The 17,554-nt window shown below is 61.5% G+C and carries 15 protein-coding genes; 11 read left to right on the top strand and 4 right to left on the bottom strand.

What is annotated here, in order from left to right:
* Positions 1-80 precede the first annotated feature (80 nt).
* The 5 genes from BW967_RS14340 to BW967_RS14320 all read left to right on the top strand — a co-directional run bounded on the left by BW967_RS14340 (position 81) and on the right by BW967_RS14320 (position 5,567).
* The gene (locus tag BW967_RS14340; protein ID WP_076485783.1) at positions 81-1,511 is read left to right on the top strand and encodes a form I ribulose bisphosphate carboxylase large subunit; all 1,431 of its coding nucleotides are present in this window, start codon (positions 81-83) and stop codon (positions 1,509-1,511) included.
* A 33-nt stretch (positions 1,512-1,544) separates the two neighbouring features.
* A complete protein-coding gene (locus tag BW967_RS14335) occupies positions 1,545-1,901 on the top strand; it encodes a ribulose bisphosphate carboxylase small subunit (protein WP_076485782.1) in 357 nt (118 codons plus the stop codon).
* Positions 1,902-1,958: 57 nt separating this feature from the next.
* A complete protein-coding gene (locus BW967_RS14330; RefSeq protein WP_076485781.1) occupies positions 1,959-2,762 on the top strand; it encodes a CbbQ/NirQ/NorQ/GpvN family protein in 804 nt (267 codons plus the stop codon).
* Positions 2,728-5,055, top strand: coding sequence for a nitric oxide reductase activation protein NorD (locus BW967_RS14325; protein WP_245826558.1), 2,328 nt, complete (start codon positions 2,728-2,730; stop codon positions 5,053-5,055). Before BW967_RS14330 ends, BW967_RS14325 begins: the two co-directional genes overlap by 35 nt.
* 77 nt (positions 5,056-5,132) lie before the next feature.
* On the top strand, positions 5,133-5,567 hold the full coding sequence (locus BW967_RS14320; protein ID WP_076485779.1) for an RbsD/FucU family protein: 435 nt from the start codon (positions 5,133-5,135) through the stop codon (positions 5,565-5,567).
* A 119-nt stretch (positions 5,568-5,686) separates the two neighbouring features.
* Here BW967_RS14320 and BW967_RS14315 read toward each other — a convergent pair whose 3' ends face one another.
* Genes BW967_RS14315 through BW967_RS14305 form a run of 3 tightly spaced genes read right to left on the bottom strand, consistent with a single transcriptional unit; the run spans position 5,687 to position 8,950 of the window.
* Positions 5,687-6,649 (bottom strand): transketolase family protein, encoded by a 963-nt coding sequence (locus BW967_RS14315; RefSeq protein WP_076485778.1) that lies wholly within the window; start codon positions 6,647-6,649, stop codon positions 5,687-5,689.
* Positions 6,649-7,473: a transketolase gene (locus BW967_RS14310; RefSeq protein WP_076485777.1), complete on the bottom strand. Its 825-nt coding sequence runs from the start codon at positions 7,471-7,473 to the stop codon at positions 6,649-6,651. The genes BW967_RS14315 and BW967_RS14310 overlap by 1 nt, the downstream gene beginning before the upstream one ends.
* 10 nt (positions 7,474-7,483) lie before the next feature.
* Positions 7,484-8,950 carry an L-fucose/L-arabinose isomerase family protein gene (locus BW967_RS14305; RefSeq protein WP_076485776.1) on the bottom strand — a complete coding sequence of 489 codons (1,467 nt, stop codon included), beginning with the start codon at positions 8,948-8,950 and terminating at the stop codon, positions 7,484-7,486.
* A 348-nt stretch (positions 8,951-9,298) separates the two neighbouring features.
* Here BW967_RS14305 and BW967_RS14300 point away from each other — a divergent pair, with 348 nt between their 5' ends.
* From BW967_RS14300 to BW967_RS14280, 5 genes are all read left to right on the top strand, one after another.
* Positions 9,299-10,240 (top strand): D-ribose ABC transporter substrate-binding protein, encoded by a 942-nt coding sequence (locus BW967_RS14300; protein ID WP_076485775.1) that lies wholly within the window; start codon positions 9,299-9,301, stop codon positions 10,238-10,240.
* 61 nt (positions 10,241-10,301) lie between these two features.
* On the top strand, positions 10,302-10,949 hold the full coding sequence (locus tag BW967_RS14295) for a DUF2291 family protein (protein WP_076485774.1): 648 nt from the start codon (positions 10,302-10,304) through the stop codon (positions 10,947-10,949).
* Positions 10,946-12,481, top strand: a complete 1,536-nt coding sequence (locus BW967_RS14290; protein ID WP_076485773.1) for a sugar ABC transporter ATP-binding protein — start codon at positions 10,946-10,948, stop codon at positions 12,479-12,481. The genes BW967_RS14295 and BW967_RS14290 overlap by 4 nt, the downstream gene beginning before the upstream one ends.
* On the top strand, positions 12,478-13,536 hold the full coding sequence (locus tag BW967_RS14285) for an ABC transporter permease (protein ID WP_076485772.1): 1,059 nt from the start codon (positions 12,478-12,480) through the stop codon (positions 13,534-13,536). The genes BW967_RS14290 and BW967_RS14285 overlap by 4 nt, the downstream gene beginning before the upstream one ends.
* A gap of 87 nt (positions 13,537-13,623) precedes the next feature.
* Positions 13,624-14,433, top strand: a complete 810-nt coding sequence (locus BW967_RS14280) for a DeoR/GlpR family DNA-binding transcription regulator (protein WP_217696386.1) — start codon at positions 13,624-13,626, stop codon at positions 14,431-14,433.
* A gap of 12 nt (positions 14,434-14,445) precedes the next feature.
* Here the strand turns inward: BW967_RS14280 and BW967_RS14275 are convergent, their stop codons facing one another.
* Complete coding sequence (locus BW967_RS14275) at positions 14,446-16,482, bottom strand: bifunctional aldolase/short-chain dehydrogenase (RefSeq protein WP_175610461.1); 2,037 nt, start codon at positions 16,480-16,482, stop codon at positions 14,446-14,448.
* Between the two features lie 87 nt (positions 16,483-16,569).
* On the opposite strand from BW967_RS14275, the gene BW967_RS14270 reads away from it, so the two are divergent.
* Positions 16,570-17,538: a sugar-binding transcriptional regulator gene (locus BW967_RS14270; RefSeq protein ID WP_076485771.1), complete on the top strand. Its 969-nt coding sequence runs from the start codon at positions 16,570-16,572 to the stop codon at positions 17,536-17,538.
* Positions 17,539-17,554 lie beyond the last annotated feature (16 nt).

Below are 17,554 nucleotides of genomic sequence, written 5' to 3'. Positions count from 1 at the left end.
CCTAAAAACTATTCATTTTTACCTAGTCTCGCAAGCCGCTAGCTTCCTCCCAAGCCAACGCATGGGGAGGAGACCCGCCAATGAATGCCCAGCCCAGAAAGACCTATGACGCCGGGGTAAAAGACTACCGCGCCACCTATTGGGAGCCGAATTACACGGTGAAAGACACCGACGTTCTGGCGGTGTTCAAAGTGATCCCGCAAGCGGGCGTGAGCCGTGAAGAGGCCGCAGCAGCCGTCGCCGCGGAAAGCTCCACCGGGACTTGGACCACGGTCTGGACCGACCTTCTGACCGATCTCGATCATTACAAAGGCCGCGCCTATCGGGTGGAAGACGTGCCCGGCCATGACGAAGCCTTTTACGCCTTCATCGCCTACCCGGCAGACCTGTTCGAGGAAGGCTCGGTCGTCAACGTCTTCACCTCGCTTGTGGGCAATGTCTTTGGGTTCAAAGCGGTGCGCTCGCTGCGGCTGGAAGATGTGCGCTTCCCGATCTGGTTCGTGAAAACCTGTTTCGGCCCGCCGCATGGCATTCAGGTTGAACGCGACAAGATGGACAAATATGGCCGCCCGCTTTTGGGCTGCACGATCAAACCCAAGCTTGGCCTCTCCGCCAAGAACTATGGCCGCGCCGTTTATGAATGCCTGCGCGGCGGGCTCGACTTCACGAAAGACGACGAGAACGTCAATTCGCAACCCTTCATGCGCTGGCGTGATCGGTTCCTGTTTTGCCAAGAAGCGATCACCAAATCCGAAGCCGAGACCGGCGAGCGCAAGGGCCATTACATGAATGTCACCGCGCCGACGGTGGAAGATATGTTCAAGCGCGCCGAATTTGCCAAGGAACTTGGCACGCCGATCATCATGTCGGATTACATCACGCTTGGCTGGGCCGCGCATAATTCGCTGTCCAAATGGTGCCGCGAAAACGGGATGCTGTTGCACGTCCACCGCGCCATGCATGCCGTGATTGACCGCAACCCGAACCACGGCATCAATTTCCGGGTGCTGGCGAAACTGCTCCGCCTTTTGGGCGGCGATCACCTACACTCGGGCACCGTGGTCGGCAAGCTTGAGGGCGACCGTGCTGCCACGCTCGGTTGGATCGACCTTCTGCGCGACCGCTTCGTGGCGGAAGACCGCGAACGGGGGATTTTCTTCGATCAAGATTGGGGCTCGATGCCCGGCGTCTTCCCGGTCGCCTCGGGGGGCATCCATGTCTGGCACATGCCCGCGCTGGTTTCGATCTTTGGCAATGACTCGGTCTTGCAATTCGGGGGCGGCACGCTCGGCCACCCTTGGGGCAATGCGGCAGGCGCGGCGGCAAACCGCGTGGCGCTGGAGGCCTGCGTGCAGGCGCGTAACGAGGGGCGTCAACTTGAGAAGGAAGGCAAAGACATTCTGACCAAAGCCGCCCAGCACAGCCCCGAACTGAAAGTGGCAATGGAGACGTGGAAAGAGATCAAGTTCGAGTTCGACACCGTCGACAAGCTCGACGTGCAGCACCGCTGATCGCTCCCCCTTCCTCAAAAAGGACACCCCGAAATGAGCACCGTTCAAGACTATCCCTCCCGCCTTTCCACGCCCGAAAGCCGCAAGATGGGCACCTTTTCCTACCTGCCGCCGATGGATGACGGCGAAATTCGCAAGCAGGTGGAGTGGATTGTAAAACACGGCTGGAACCCGGCGATTGAGCATACCGAGCCCGAATTTGCGGGCGCCACCTACTGGTATATGTGGAAGCTGCCGATGTTTGGCGAAAGCGATGTTGATGCGATCTTGGCAGAGTTGAAAGCCTGCCACGATGCCAACCCCGGCCATCATGTCCGGTTGATCGGCTATGACAATTTCACCCAAAGCCAAGGTGCCAATATGGTCGTCTATCGCGGCGCCGCCGTGTGACGCCCGGCACCTCGCGGCCCGCCTGCCCCGGCGGGTCGCATTTCTGGGGAGGATGCGATGAAGGATATGATCGAAGACCATCTGGTTGCGGCAGAGCCGTGGTATCGCCCGGTCGCAGATGAGGTTGCGCTGTTTCAGGCCGCGTACGCTGCGCGGATGCCGGTGATGCTTAAAGGCCCTACTGGCTGCGGCAAAACCCGCTTTGTCGAACATATGGCATGGCGCTTGGGCAAGCCGCTTGTCACCGTGGCGTGCAACGAAGACATGACCGCCTCGGACCTTGTCGGGCGGTTCTTGCTCGATGCCAATGGCACCCGCTGGCAAGATGGCCCGCTCGCCTTTGCTGCGCGACATGGTGCGATTTGCTATCTTGATGAGGTGGTCGAGGCCCGGCAAGACACGACCGTTGCGATCCACCCCCTCACCGATGGCCGCCGCGTGCTGCCGCTTGAAAAGAAGGGCGAATTGCTCAAAGCGCATCCAGATTTTCATCTCGTGATCAGCTATAACCCCGGCTACCAATCGCTGATGAAAGACCTCAAGCAATCCACCAAGCAACGCTTTGGTGCGCTCGACTTTGCATGGCCCGAAGCTGCGGCAGAGGTGGAGATTGTCGCCCATGAGGCGGGGGTGAGTGAAGACACCGCCCAGAAACTGGTCGAGATCGGGGCCCGCGCGCGCAACCTCAAAGGCCACGGGCTGGATGAGGGCGTCTCGACCCGGATGCTCGTGCATGCGGGGCAATTGATCGCCCAAGGCGTGGCCCCGGTGGCCGCCTGCACGATGGCAATCACCCGCCCGATCACCGACGATATGGATATGCGCGATGCACTTGATGCAGCCGTTGCCACCTTCTTCTGAAAAGCCCGCTTTGGGCTTTGAGGGCCTTCCTGCCGATCATGCAGGCCTTCCCTTCTCCCTGCCGGACCCGGCGGCGAAGGCCCTCGATCAAATGCTGCCCGAGGCACGGCGGCGGCTTTCACCGCGCGGGCTTGATACATGGTTGCGCGGGATAGATGCGCTCAACCGAATGGGGCGCGGTGCGGGGCCGATTGCGGCCTACGCCACTGCCATGCCGCAAGTGGCGCGCGATCTGGGCGAGGATGTTCTGGCCGAAACCACCACCGCCTGCCTTGGCTTTGCCTCCCGCACCTCTGGCGCGGTGATCGAGCGGATCTTGGAAACCGCGCCCTTGGCGGCAAAGCGGCTCGCCGATGCGGGGCTGTTTCTGGCTTACTTACGGTTCTTGGAACATGTGCTGGCCCGCGCGCCGCGCGCGATCCGCCCGATGCTTGACCATCTGGGCGAGCTGTTCGATGTGCTCACGCTTGGCGGCCTGCGCCGCTGGGCCGACTGGGGGATCGAGGCGCATCGCACCGATACCCCCGCGCTAGAGGCTTATTTCGCACTCGGCTCGGACGCCTCCAAATCGGTGCTGCAATCCGAGCGCAAAGGCGTTCTGCTGGTTGATGTGCAGCGGCGCTTGGGCATGTATTTGCGGGCACTTTGGGGGCGCGATTTCGTGCTTGTGCCCACGGCGGGCGATTTTGAAACCCGTGCTGGGCTGCGCCCCTTTGCCGAAAGCCATATGCTGCATCTCCCCGATGCTTTGGATGATTGGCACGGCGAACCGGGGCTTGATCTCTACCGCGCGCAAGTCGCGCATCTGGCGGCACATTTGGCCGTTTTACGCGCACCGATTTTGGCCGAAGGGCTGGGCGCGCTGGACCTTGCCTGCATCGGGTTGATTGAAGACGCCCGCGCCGAAGCGCTGGCAATCCGCCGCTTCCCAAATCTGCGCGGGCTTTGGGCGCGGTTTCACAGCCAAACCGCGAGCGGCATTGCCGGGGTCTTTGATCGCATTGCCCGCGTGCTGCTGACGGGCACCGCAGAAGACGACCTTTCCGCCTGTGTTCTGGCGCAGTTCAGCGCGCTGGATTTGCACGAGCCCGAGGCCACGCGGGCGCTTGGCCTGACGCTTGCCAATCGGCTCCGCAACCAGCCCTATTCCGCGCATCGTGATCAGCCATCGTGCCCTTATCGCTGCGACAACCGGGTGCTTTGGGAATTTGAGGAAATCGACTGGGAGGTTCTTACCGCCCCCGCGCAAACGCGCCGCTATGTCTCGGTCTGCGAGATGGTGAATGAGGTGGAGGTCGAGACCGCAGGCGAGGATGCGCAAGAAATTTGGGTGCAATCGGCCGAGTTCTTTGACGATGACGGTACCAGTTTCAATGCGCGCGAGGGCAAGCCCGCGCTCGCGCCGCCGGTGCTCTATGAAGAGTTTGACCACCGCCTGCAAATGGCCCGCCCGGCTTGGGCGACCCTGCGCGAGATGCGCCCCAAAGCGGGCGACGCGGCTGCGGCGGAGGCGATTTTGGAGGCGCATCGCAAGACCTCAGACCGATTAAGGCATTTGATGGAGGCTATGCGCCCGCAAGGCACGCAGCGCATCCGCAAGCTGGAAGATGGCGATGAGATCGACCTTGAGGCCGCAGTCCGCGCGGTGCGCGATATCCGCATGGGGCGCGAACCTGACCCACGCGTGATGATGCGGGTGATCCGCAAAACCCGCGACACAGCCGTTTTGGTGCTGCTCGATCTTTCGGAATCTACCAATGACCCGGCGCCGGGCGGTGAAACGGTGTTGAGCCTGACCCAATCGGCCTGTCTGATCCTGTCGCAAGCAATCGACCGGGTGGGCGACCGATTTGCGATCCATGGCTTTCAGTCGGATGGGCGAGAGAATGTGTTCTACACCCGGCTCAAGGATTTCGAAACGCCTTGGGGCACCGGGCCCAAAGCGCGGATCATGGGGGCTGAGGGCAGGCTTTCCACCCGCATGGGCACCGCGATCCGGCACGCGACGGCGGAACTTTCCCGCGTGAAAGCCGCGCGAAAGCTGATGCTGGTGCTGACCGATGGCGCCCCTTCTGACATTGACGTGCGCGACCCGCATTACTTGCGCGCCGATTCCCGCGCGGCGGTCGAGGCGGCGCGACGCGAGGGCGTGACGCCCTTTTGCCTCACGCTCGACCCCGGCGCAGATGCCTATGCAGGCCGCATTTTCGGGGCGCAAAATGTGCAGGTATTGGAAAAGGTCGAACGGCTCCCTGAGCGGCTCCCGATGCTTTACGCAGCGCTGACCCGCTAGCCCTTGCAATCGCCCTCCCACGGGTCTTTCATCGCCTTGGGCGGCCCCGTTGCGGCGCCCGAAAGCGAGGAAGAACCATGCTCAAGAACATCGACCCGATCCTGACGGCAGACCTGCTTTATACGCTGCGTGCGATGGGCCACGGCGACGAGATCGTCATTGTGGATGCCAACTTTCCGGCGGAAAGCTGCGCGCAAGAACTGATCCGTCTGCCGGGGCTTACGGCCACGCGGGTGATGGATGCGATTTTGTCGGTGATGCCGCTCGATGACTTTGTGCCCGAGGCGGCCTTCCATATGGAAGTGGTCGGCGACCCCGATGCCGAACAACCGATTTTTGCCGATTTCCGTGAGATTTTGGCCAAGCATGAAGGGCCGGAGGCGAAACTGGGCCGGGTTGAGCGGTTCGATTTCTATGATCGCTCGAAAAAAGCCTTTGCCATTGTCGCGACGGGCGAGACCCGGCTTTATGGCTGCTTGATCTTGAAAAAGGGCGTGATCCGCCCCGAATAACCCCCAAAAGGAGCACCGCCCGCCCCGGGAGGGAGGCGGGCGGCGACTTCGGCCTTGAGGCAGCGAGGGAGGAGAATGCTACCCCGAGGTCAGCGCGCGGGGGGGGGCCGCGCGATTTCTTAGCGTTTTACCCGGTCAAGCACCTTACGCACTGCGGCGCTGATGCCCGGCACGGAAAGGCCAAACTCCTCAAACAGCCATTCGGTCGAGCCTGTGGGCACAAAGCCCGGGAAGCCGAGCCGCTCAACCGGCACCGGGCATTCGCCTGCCGTCAGTTCGGCCACAGCCCCGCCCAAACCGCCCCGGACCGAGGCTTCTTCGACCGTGACAATCGCCCCGGTTTCGCGTGCAGCGGCAAGCACCGCCGCCTCATCCAGCGGGTTGATCGTCGCCATGTTCAGAACCCTCACCGAAAGCCCTTTATCCGCCAGTTTATCCGCCGCTTCCGCCGCCAGATGCACCGTGGTACCGCAAGCAATCACCGTCACATCGCTGCCCGAGCGGACCAGTTCGGCCTTACCGGCCGTGAACACGCGCCCAGGCACATCAAGGTTCGGCACTGGCATCCGCGAAAGCCGCAGATAGACCGGCCCCTCATGCGCGGCGGCCCATTTCACCGCCTCCGCCGTTTCCCATGCGTCGGCGGGGGCGATCACGGTGATATTGGTGAGCGGGCGCAACCAAGCAAAGTCTTCGATCGAATGGTGCGTTGCGCCCAACTCGCCATAGGCCACGCCGGAGGATTGGCCCACAAGTTTGACGTTGAAATTGGCATAAGCCACATCGGCCTTCACCTGCTCAAGCGAACGCCCGGTCAGGAAGCAAGAGGCCGCCGAAACAAAGGGAATACGCCCGCCATTGGCAAGCCCGGCCCCCACGCCAACCATCAACTGCTCGGCAATGCCGACATTGATCAGCCGATCGGGGAATTTCTTTTGAAACCCGCCCAGTTTCGACGAGCCGGTGGAATCGTTCACCACCGCCACGATGCGTTCGTCTTCGGCGGCCAAAGCTTCCAGTGTTTCCACCCAAGCATTGCGGCAATCATGCAGGCCAGCGCTCACGGGTCCATCATGGGCCATCACACCAACTCCTTCATCGCTTGGGCATAAAGCGCATCATCAGGCACGGCATGGTGCCATTTCGCTTGGTTCTCCATGAAGGAGACCCCTTTGCCCTTAACGGTATTCGCAATCACACACAGCGGCTTGCCACGACCTTTGGGGCTCGCGGACAGCACCTCAAGCAGCGCGCCAACGTCATGGCCATCCACCATCGCGACCTCAAAGCCAAAGGCACGGTATTTGTCATCCATCGGATCCATGCCCGAGGTCACCTCGGTCGATTGGCCCTGTTGCAGACGGTTGCGGTCAATGATCAGCGTCAGGTTTTCGAGCTTGCGGAAACTCGCGGTCATCGCCGCTTCCCAGTTCGAGCCCTCTTGCTGCTCGCCATCCCCGGTCAGCACGAAGGTGCGATACTCCGCGCCCGTCAACTGGCCCGCAATCGCAATGCCGGTCGCCACCGGGAAACCATGCCCCAAGGGGCCAGTGTTGGTTTCCACGCCGGGCAGATAGTTGCGGTTCGGGTGGCCGTTCAGCATCGAGCGCGGCTGCATATAGGTTTGCAGCCAGCTTTCCGGGAAATAGCCCGCCGCGCAAAGCGCCGTGTAAAGCGCCCCCGTGGCATGGCCTTTCGACATCACGAAACGGTCGCGGTCTTCCCATTGCGGGCGGGCGCTGTCGTAGCGCATCACGCCAAAGTACAGCGTTGCCAGAATGTCGATGGCAGAGAAATCGCCGCCCGGATGCCCAAGCTGCGCTTTGTGGACCATGCCAAACGCGGTCCGGCGCATCCACAGCGCTTTCTCGCGGATCAGCTCCACGGTTTCGGGTTTCGGGGTCATGGTATCCTCGTCAGAAACGGTGGGGGATGAAGAGCTGCGGCTCTGGTTCGCCCCCGTGGTGATAGATCGGCCAGCCGAGGTAGCGCACCACGGCCTCGTTGAGCACATCGGCCACATGGCCACGCACCATCGCGACGTGATGTTCAAAGCCGTTATGGCTGGCGAATTTCATCAGTTTGCGCAACTGCGGCACCTGCGCGACGGCAATGCCGCCATCCATGCCAAACGGATCTGCGGTGAAATCCCCCTCGCCCAGATAGCATTTTAGCGTGCCGTTGCGGTCATCGGTCGAGAGCCGGAAATAGGTCATCGGGCCGGGCTGCACCTTGCCTTTGACCGCGCCAAAGCAATTGGACCGACCAAGGCTTTCGCCCAAAACGTCCAACTCGCCAATCTCCGGCGTCGTGCCCAAGAAGCTTTTCGGGTAGTTGCCGCAATGCGTGCAAACGCATTTATCGGGCTCATAGCCGTAGTTATTGTTCCAATCGAGAAGCGCGGATGGCTGACCAGAGGCCAGCGCCAGCGCATACATGGAAACGGCGCCGATCACATCGACCTCGCAGGCCGAGGGCATCAATTCCTCGCCCATCATCGACATGGTCACGCAGGTCGCGCAGCCGAAATTGTCTTGCAAGCTCCGCCAGCACTGAATGGCCGAGGCATCGCAGCCGTTTTCCGCGATCCAGCGGTTCACGGCGAGCGTCCATTTCGCCTGTTTGACGATTTGGCTTTGCTGGATATGGGCCGAGATTTTGCCGTAGCTTTTCAGCTTCTCAAGCTTCACCGCCAGATCGGCATCGTCATCGGCAATCGCGCCCGCCGCCGCCAGCAGTTCGGAAAGGTCGGCAGTCACAACGGTCATGCCGCTTGCTTGCAAAAGCTTTTCGGAAAACCGCATGGTTTGGAACGGGCTGGTGCGCGCGCCAATCGCGCCGATGCGCGCGTTGCGCAGGCCGCGCACGGTGCGGCACACACGGGCGAAACGCTCCAAATCCGCCCCAAACTCCGCCCCGCCCACATCGCAGGTGTGGGTCGTGGTTTCGGTAAAGGGCACGCCATATTGCCAAAAGTTGTTCGACACCGAGAGCTTGCCGCAAAACGCATCGCGGCGCGAATGCACATCGACCTTGTCGATCTCGTCATTCGAGGCTTGCAACAAGATCGGCACATTCAGCTTGGCGCGGTTGACCAGTTCGGCCACGGCAATCTCGTCGCCAAAGTTTGGCAAACAAATCACCAGACCGTCGATCTCGTCACGGTGCGCTTTGAAATGGCGCGCATAAAGCTCGGCATCCGCAATCGACTGAACGGCCCCGTTCGCGGTGGCCTCAAACGGCAAAATCACCGCGTTCACACCGATTTTTTCAAGCTGCGCCAGCACTTCGTCGCGCGCATCTTTGCAGGGCGCGGGACTAAAAAAGGCGCGGCTGCCAATGACAACGCCAAAGGTCACCTTGCGGTGGATGTTCAGGCTCATGTCTCTCCTCCTGGCCTCGCGGCCGACATTCGCGGGAACCCGTAGATATTCGCGGGTTACTTTCGATTACTTTCGATTTCTTCGTTTTACGCCGAGTCGGAGATAAAAAGCAAGCATAGCTCGCGGCACCGCACCGCATTTGCAGCACCTCGAATCGGCTGCATTTGCAGCATTTCACGCCGCAGTGCTGCATTAGGGCAAACATTCAAAGCCAAGCATTCACGTTACCGTCAGAAAACCGCAAGAAAGCGCGATTATCCGAAAATACTTGACGACAAACGAGAGCAAGGCGCAGGATCAGCCTCGGGGAGTCGCCCCATGAGGGGGTGCGACGACAAGGAGGAACCCATGAACTTGAAAAGACGCCTTCTGGTGTCGGCTATGGCCGTCGCCATGACCGGTCTGATGCCGAGCTTTGCCGCTGCTGCTGACACGATCGCCATCATCACGCCCAGCCACGACAACCCGTTCTTCAAAGCCGAAGCCGATGGCGCGGCGGCGAAAGCAGTGGAACTTGGCTATGACACCATGGTTTTGGTGCATGACGACGATGCCAACAAACAATCGGAACTGTTCGACAGCGCGATTGCCGCCGGTGTGAAGGCTATCATCCTCGACAACGCTGGCGCCGATGCCACCGTGGCCGCCGTGCAAAAAGCGGCTGATGCGGGCATTCCGTCGTTCCTGATTGACCGCGAAATCACCGCTTCGGGCATCGCTGTCAGCCAGATCGTGTCGAACAACTACCAAGGTGCGCAACTCGGCGGCGAAGAGTTTGTGGCGCTGATGGGCGAAGCGGGCAAATATGCCGAGCTTCTGGGCAAGGAATCCGACACCAATGCCGGGATCCGCTCGCAAGGCTACCATGACGTGATCGACCAATATCCCGATCTTGAACTGGTCGCCCAGCAAACCGCGAACTGGTCGCAAACCGAAGCCTTCACCGTGATGGAATCGATGCTGCAAGCGCACCCGGAAATTAAGGGCGTGATCTCGGGCAACGACACCATGGCGATGGGCGCTTGGGCCGCACTGGAAGCGGCGGGCCGCACCGATGTGATCGTGGTGGGCTTTGACGGGTCGAACGACGTGCGCGACTCGATCATGAAAGGCGGCATCAAGGCGACCGTCCTGCAACCGGCCTATGCGCAAGCGCAGATGGCGGTGGAACAAGCCGATGCCTATCTGAAAACCGGCTCGACCGGGGTTGATGAAAAGCAGCTGATGGACTGCGTGCTGATCAACGCTGAGAACGCCGCGCAGCTCGAAACCTTCGCGCTTTCGGAATGATCCGCTGAAATGACCGGCGCGCCAACCCCTTGGCGCGCCGGAGTCTACCGGGACCAAGGCCATGAAATTTGTTACCGTGACGGCCCTGTGCCTGGCTTCGGCCATGGCGCTTTCGGGCTGCAAGATCGTGCCCGACACGGCCGAAAATGATGCCACCCCCGCCGCCGATGCAAGTGGGGACGCGGCGCGGATCGAGGCCCTATTGGCCTCCAGCTATGACACAGAACTTCTGCCGCATATCGCGGCCAAGGCCCAATCGGTTGCCACGCTGCGCGGCCAGATTGCGGCCGATTTCGCCGCTGCAACGGCAGAGCATGGCGCTTCGGGCGCAGGCGCGGGCGCGCCGGTAAACTTTGCGCTCAAAGACACAGGCACCGTTGTGGCGAGCAAGCTTGACAGCCGCGCGCGCACGCTTGATCTGGATGTCGATGCCGATGGCACTGCGGATGTCGTGTTGCAGCTTGGCCCGGTGGTGCGCGGCTCTGCACTGCGCGATGTCGCGCCCAAGCTCTATGATTTCACCTCGTTCCGCGACCAGATCGAATTTGCGAAACTGGGCCGCGCGCTCAATGACCGCGCCTCTGGGAGCCTAACGATCCCAGAGGGCGATCTGATCGGCAAAACTGTGGGCTTTACCGGTGTCGTGCCGCTCAAATCCGCCAAAGACAAATGGCTTGTGACGCCTGTGGCGCTTGAGGTGATGCCATGACAGAAGCGCACCCGATCGGGCTGTCGATCCGGGGCGGCGTCAAGGTTTACCCCGGCACCCGCGCGCTGAAAGGCGTGGATTTCGATCTGCGCATGGGCGCGGTGAACGTGCTTGTGGGGGAAAATGGCGCCGGCAAATCGACGCTGATGAAACTGATCGCGGGCGTGGAAGAGATGACCGAAGGCGTCATCACCATGAATGGCCGCGAAATGCATTTCCGCGACAAGGCCGATGCGGTCGCCGCAGGCATTGGGATCGTGTTTCAGGAGCTGAACCTGTTTCCGAACCTGAGCGTGGCGGAAAACATCTTTATCGGCCATGAGCGCACCCGCGCGGGCATAGATATCGACACTGAAACGCAACGCGAGGAAGCCCGCAAGCTGATGGAGCGGCTTGAACAGCCGATCGCCCCAGATACGATCTTGGGCACCCTGCGCATCGGCCAACAGCAGATTGTTGAAATTGCCAAAGCGTTGGCGCTGAAAGCAAAAATCCTAATCTTGGATGAACCCACCTCGGCGCTTTCTGCGGCGGAAGTGGAAGTTCTGTTCCGGGTGATTGACGAGCTGAAAGCCCAAGGGGTTGGCATCGTCTACATCTCGCATCGGCTCGAAGAACTGATCCGGGTCGGCGATTACATCACCGTTTTGCGCGACGGCACGATCACGGGCGCGCGCTCGATGGAGGGCGTGGATATTCCGTGGATCGTGCAAGCGATGATCGGTTCGTCGTCGAAAGAATATGGCCGCACCGAAGTGACCGAATTTGGGCCAGAGATTTTCCGCGCCGAAGAGATCACCCTGCCCCGCATCGGCGGCGGTTTCACGGTCGACCATGTGTCGCTCTCGATCCGCGCGGGCGAGATTGTTGGCCTTTACGGGCTGATGGGCGCAGGCCGGTCTGAGTTCTTGGAATGCGTGATGGCACAGCATCCGCATTCCACCGGCAAGTTCTGGGTGGAAGGCAAACCGCTTGTCGAACGCGACGTGCCGGGCCGGATTGCGCGCGGCATCGCGCTGATCCCTGAAGACCGCAAACGCGATGGCCTTATCCAGATCATGGCGATCCGGGAAAACCTGACGCTGTCTTCGCTGCCCGTCTTCACCAAGCTTTTCCACCTTGATCTGAAAAAAGAGGCGCAAACCGCGCGCGACTTCATCAAACGTCTCACGATCAAGGTCGCAAGCCCGGAAAATCCGGTCTCTTCGCTTTCGGGCGGCAACCAACAAAAGGTGGTGATCGGCAAAGCGCTGATGACCGGGCCGAAGGTGCTGTTGATGGATGAACCTTCGCGGGGCATCGACATCGGTGCCAAGGCCGAGGTGTTCCGCACCATGCGCCGCCTCGCCGCCGAAGGTCTGGGCATTTTGTTCGTCACCTCTGACCTTGATGAGGTGCTCGCCCTGTCCGACCGTATCATTGTCATGGCGCAAGGCCGTGTGACAGGCGAATTCCCCTCCGGCACCGATGCCGCACAGGTGATTTCTGCCACAACCCCCAATGCGCAAGTTTCGAAGGAAGCCGCCGAATGACTGCCGTTCCCGCAACCAAAGACGCGCAAGGCTCGTCGATCCTGCTGACGTTCTTGCAAGCCCGCACCTATGTGGCGTTGCTTCTGGTGTTTGGCTATTTCGCAATCATGGCGCCGAACTTCCTGTCGCTCGCCAATACCGTGATCGTCGCGAAACACGCTGCGCTGACGGCCTTTTTGGCCATTGGCATGACCTTCGTCATCATCACTGGGGGGATCGACCTCTCGGTCGGCTCCACCGTGGGCCTGACGGCTATGGTCTCTGGCTGGTTGATCCTACACGGCATCGACCCCGGCCTTGGCTGGTCGATCCAGTTCAACACCGTTGAAATCGCCCTTTTGGTGATGTGTGTCGGGATATTTGTGGGCTGGATCAATGGGATATTGATCACAAAGCTCAACGTTGCACCCTTCATCGCCACCCTTGGCACGCTTTATATCGCGCGCGGTGCGGCACTGCTGTCCTCGGGCGGGCGCACCTTCCCGAACTTGGCGGGCAATGCCGAATATGGCTCTGACACCTTCCCGCTGATTGGCGCGGGCACGTTTTTGGGGCTGCCGGTCCTGATTTGGATGCTGATCGTCGTCGGGCTGATCGCGGCCTATATCGCGAAACGCACCCCTTTGGGCCGCCACATCTACGCGGTGGGCGGCAACGAGCGGGGCGCAGCGCTTTCGGGCGTGAAGGTCGACCGGGTGAAGCTCTTTGTCTATATGTTCTCGGGCTTTTGCGCGGCGCTTGTGGGGCTGATCATCGCCTCGCAACTGCAAGCGGCGCACCCCGCCACGGGTGAAACCTTCGAACTTAACGCCATCGCCGCAGCCGTTCTGGGCGGCACCTCGCTCTCGGGTGGGCGCGGTAAAATCTCGGGCACGATTGTCGGCGCCTTTGTGATCTCGATCTTGGCGGATGGTCTGGTGATGATGGGGGTCTCTTCCTTCTGGCAAACCGTGATCAAAGGGCTGGTGATCGTCGCTGCTGTGGTCATCGACCAAGCGCAAAGCAAGCTGCAAGCGCGCGTCGCCCTGCAACAAGAGGCCGCCACGGGGCGCTGATGCGCCCCGTTGACCGGGTCGGCCCTTCCCGCGTAAGGGAATGGACCGACCCAATATCCCGAAAGACCACAACCGACAGGCGATCCCGTGCCCCTAAAACCCAGCCAGATCCGCGATGAAAGCAAGGCGGGCCTTTTGTCCGAACCGCGCCGTCGCCGTATTCTGGAATGGATCGAGGAAGAGGGATCGGCGCGCGTGCGCGACCTTGCAACCGCGTTCAAGGTTTCCGAAGCCACGATCCGGCAGGATTTGGAAAAGCTCGAAGCGGATGGGTTCATCACCCGCGAACATGGCGGCGCTTTTTTGAATGCGCCCACCTCACCCGCCGAGGGGCTGGTGCTGCATCATCAAGAAAATATGGACAAGAAGCGCCGCATCGGGGCGCTGGCTGCTGGGCTTGTAAGCGATGGCGAAACCATCATTTTGGATGCGGGCACGACCACGACCGAGGTCGCAACCCGCCTTGTGGCGCGGCGCAACCTGACGGTGATCACCAACGCGCTCAACATCGCGATCATCTTGGGTTCTGTGCCGGGCACGGCAGTGCATATGCCGGGCGGGCAGTTCAAGGCGCCGACGCTTTCGCTTTCGGGGGATAAATCGGTCGAATATTTCCGCAACATCTTTGCAGGCAAGCTGTTCTTGGCAACCGCAGGTGTCGCGCTGGACGCCGGGCTGACCTACCCCAGCTTTGCCGATTTGCAATTGAAAGAGGCGATGATCCGCGCAGCCTCTCATGTCTATCTTGTGGCCGACAGCACCAAGATCAACAAAAGCTCTTTTACGCGTCTGGGCGCGCTTGAGGTGGTGCATTCCTTCATCACCGATGACGGGATTTCCGACAAAGACGCCAAAGAATTCGAAGCCCGCGGGATTGAGCTTCTGATCGCAACCTGAGGGCCGCCGCGCTTAGCGCAGCGACGCCTCGATATTGCCGCCATCCACCGTCATCACATGGCCCGTCGTACGCTCGGCTTTGGCCAGCATCACGAAGGCTTCGGCCACATGGCGCGCCTCAACCTCGGCCTTGAGCAAGTTGCCCGCCATATAGCTGCCCTCGTCGAGCCCCCGCGCGGCAGACCGCGCCGCGATCATATCGGGCGTAAGCAGGCCCGAGCGGATGCGGTCGGCATTGATACCATTGACGCGAATGCCCTCGCCGCCGTGTTCGAGCGTGAGTTGCTTGAGCAGGAAGAACAGCGTGGCTTTGGGCAGGCCGTAAGCCGCAAAACCCTTGCCCGGGTTCACCGCCTGCTTCGAGACGTTGAACAAGATCTGCCCCGGCTCCGCCCCCCGGCAGCCGCGCGTGCCAACTTGCGCGCGATAAAGCGCGATGGCGGCTTGCGCGAATGCCAGATGGGAGAAGAAGTTGAGTTCAAAACTTCCGCGCAGCACGGCACCATCCAGCGTGGCGATATCACCATTGATCGCCGCTCCGGCGTTTGAAACCAGAATATCCAACCCGCCAAAGCGCTTGGCACAGGCGGCAACGGCCTCGGCAGCGGCCCCTTGCTGAGTGATGTCACAACCATAGCCGCCCGCGTCACGGCCGAGTTTCGCCACCGCTTGATTGAGCACCTCGCCGGGACGATCGACGATGAAGATCGAAGCGCCCTCGGCGGCAAAAGCCTCTGCCGTGGCCATGCCAATTGCCCCCGCGCCCCCGGTCACCAAAACCACGCGGCCTGCAAGCGGTTTGGGTTTGGCGGTACCAAGCTTGGCAAGTTCCAGCGGCCAATATTCCATGTCGAACAAATCACCGGGGGTGATTGACGCAAAGCCGCCCGCCGCCGCGCCATCGGCCTTCACCCGGCGCGACTGGTCGCCAATATCCGCCGCGATCCGCGCGGCTTTGGCATCCATCCCCACGCCCACAGCGCCAATGCCTTCAAGCCAGCACAGCCCCGGCAGCGGCGTGAGCATCTCGACCGGGCCGCCGAAGCGGGCTTTGTTTTCCTCGAAATAGGCGCCGTAGCGGGCGCCCCAAGCGGCCACAGCATCGCGCATCGCCTCGGGCGTTTGCGCATCGCGGCGCAGCACCAAAACCTCTGCCTTGGTGCGAATAACATGGTCGGGCGTCGCCACGCCCAGATCGGCCAGTTCTTCCAGATCAGGGCGCGCGCAAAAGGCGCGGGTATCCTCATCATCGCGCAAATCAAGCACCGGAAGCGCCGCATCGCCGGGCAAAGACGTAGCCAGCGCCCCGCGCAAGGCGGCCAGCATCGGCGCGACCTCCGCCACCGGCAATGCCGCGGCGGGTTTGAGCGGCGCGGGACGACGATCTTGCAGCCAAGCTTCAACCATATTGGCATGCTCAATCACGCGGGTATAGCTCGCCTTTGCATCTGGCCCCCAGGTGAAATGGCCGTGGTTGTGCAGCAAAAGCCCCTCACACTCCGGGTTCGCATCAAAAGCCGCCGCCGCCGCTTTGGCGAGCCCAAACCCGGGCTTCACAAAGGGCACCAGCGCGATGCGATCCCCGAAAAGCTCGCGCAGCACCGCCTCCACCTCGGGCAGGTTCGCCAGCACTAGGAAGGGCGTCGCATGGGTGTGATCGACGAATTTATGCGGCATCCACGCGTGCAGTAGCATTTCAACCGAAGGGTTCGGCGCGCTCGGGTCCAGCAAATTCAACCGTTGCAGTTTGACCAGAGCGTCATCGGCCACCGCGTCGCGCGCTTTGAGGTCCAGCATCGGTGCCAGCCGCACGGCGGGCAGGCCATCGGCCCCAATCGTCGCCAAATCGTGGCCCGAGCCTTTGATATGCAGCACCTCGACAGGCTCACCGAACAAATCCAACGCCGTGGTTTTGACCGAGGTATTGCCCCCGCCATGCAGCACCAAATCCGGGTCCGCCCCGATCAGCCGCGAGCTATAAACCCGCTGCGCCAGATCACCTTCGCCCGCCGCGCGCGCGGCCTCGTCGCTCCAGAGATTGCGGATCATCGGGACCTCCTCGCTTACCTGCATATCGGCTGGATTTCTTTACTTTTGTCACCTATTCTTGTCAAACGGCGAAACCGGAGGGCGACCATGGCAGCAGGCGCGAAACGACGCAGTCTCGGGCGGGTCAGCGGCGAGAATGCGGTGATTGAGGTGGCGTGGATGTATTACCACGATGGCCGCAACCAGCAGGAGATTGCAGAAGCGCTGGGGATCTCGCGCGCGACGGTGGTGAACTACCTGCAAGAGGCGCGGGAAACCGGGCTCATCCGTATCACCTTGGCGGCACCTGCCTTTACCACGCATCGGCTGGCTTTAGAGTTGCGTGAGAAATTTGGGCTCGCGGGCGCATGGGTCGTGCCCGATGACGGGCTCGTGGCCGAAGAGAGCTTTGCGCGTGTGGTGCGCGGCGCGGCGCAATGGCTGCCGGATTTGCTGGCCCCCGGTGACAGATTGGGCGTGGCTTGGGGGCGGACCGTTTTTGAACTGGCCGAACAGGTCGAAGCCCGCGCGATTGCAGATTTGACGGTGCTGCAACTGGTGGGGTCAATGGCCACGCCCTATGGCTTCACGGCAGAAGCCTGCTCGACCCGGCTCGCGCAACGACTTGGGGCGCGGTGCCTGAACCTTCATGCCCCCGCGATCCTGAGCCGCGCAGAACTGGCGGCCGAATTGCGCGCCGAGCCGATTTTGAAACGGCAGCTGGATGCGCTGGAAGGCGTAAACAAGCTCCTGTTTTCCGCAGGCACGGTCACCGCGCAAAGCCACGTGGTGGAAAGCGGGCTCGCCAGCCCCGAGGAACTGGACGCCCAAGTCGCACGCGGCGCGGTGGGGGTGATTTGCGGGCGTTTCATTGATGCCGAGGGGCAACCGATGGCGGGCCCTGTTGAGGCGCGGATGATCGGCATCGCCCTGCCCCGCCTTGTGGGCTTGGAGATGGGGCTATTGGTGGTGCCGGGGCTCGACAAAGTCGCCCCAAGCCTTGCCGCGATCAAGGGCGGCTATGTGAGCCACATCGCCACCTCGACCCGCGTGGCCGAGGCGCTGTTGGCCGCGTAAAATGGATATCAGGCCC

This window comes from Rhodobacter aestuarii (assembly GCF_900156655.1).
Lineage (GTDB): Bacteria > Pseudomonadota > Alphaproteobacteria > Rhodobacterales > Rhodobacteraceae > Rhodobacter > Rhodobacter aestuarii.
Note: the sequence above shows the minus strand (reverse complement) of the source record. Positions and strands in the feature narration are given on the sequence as shown.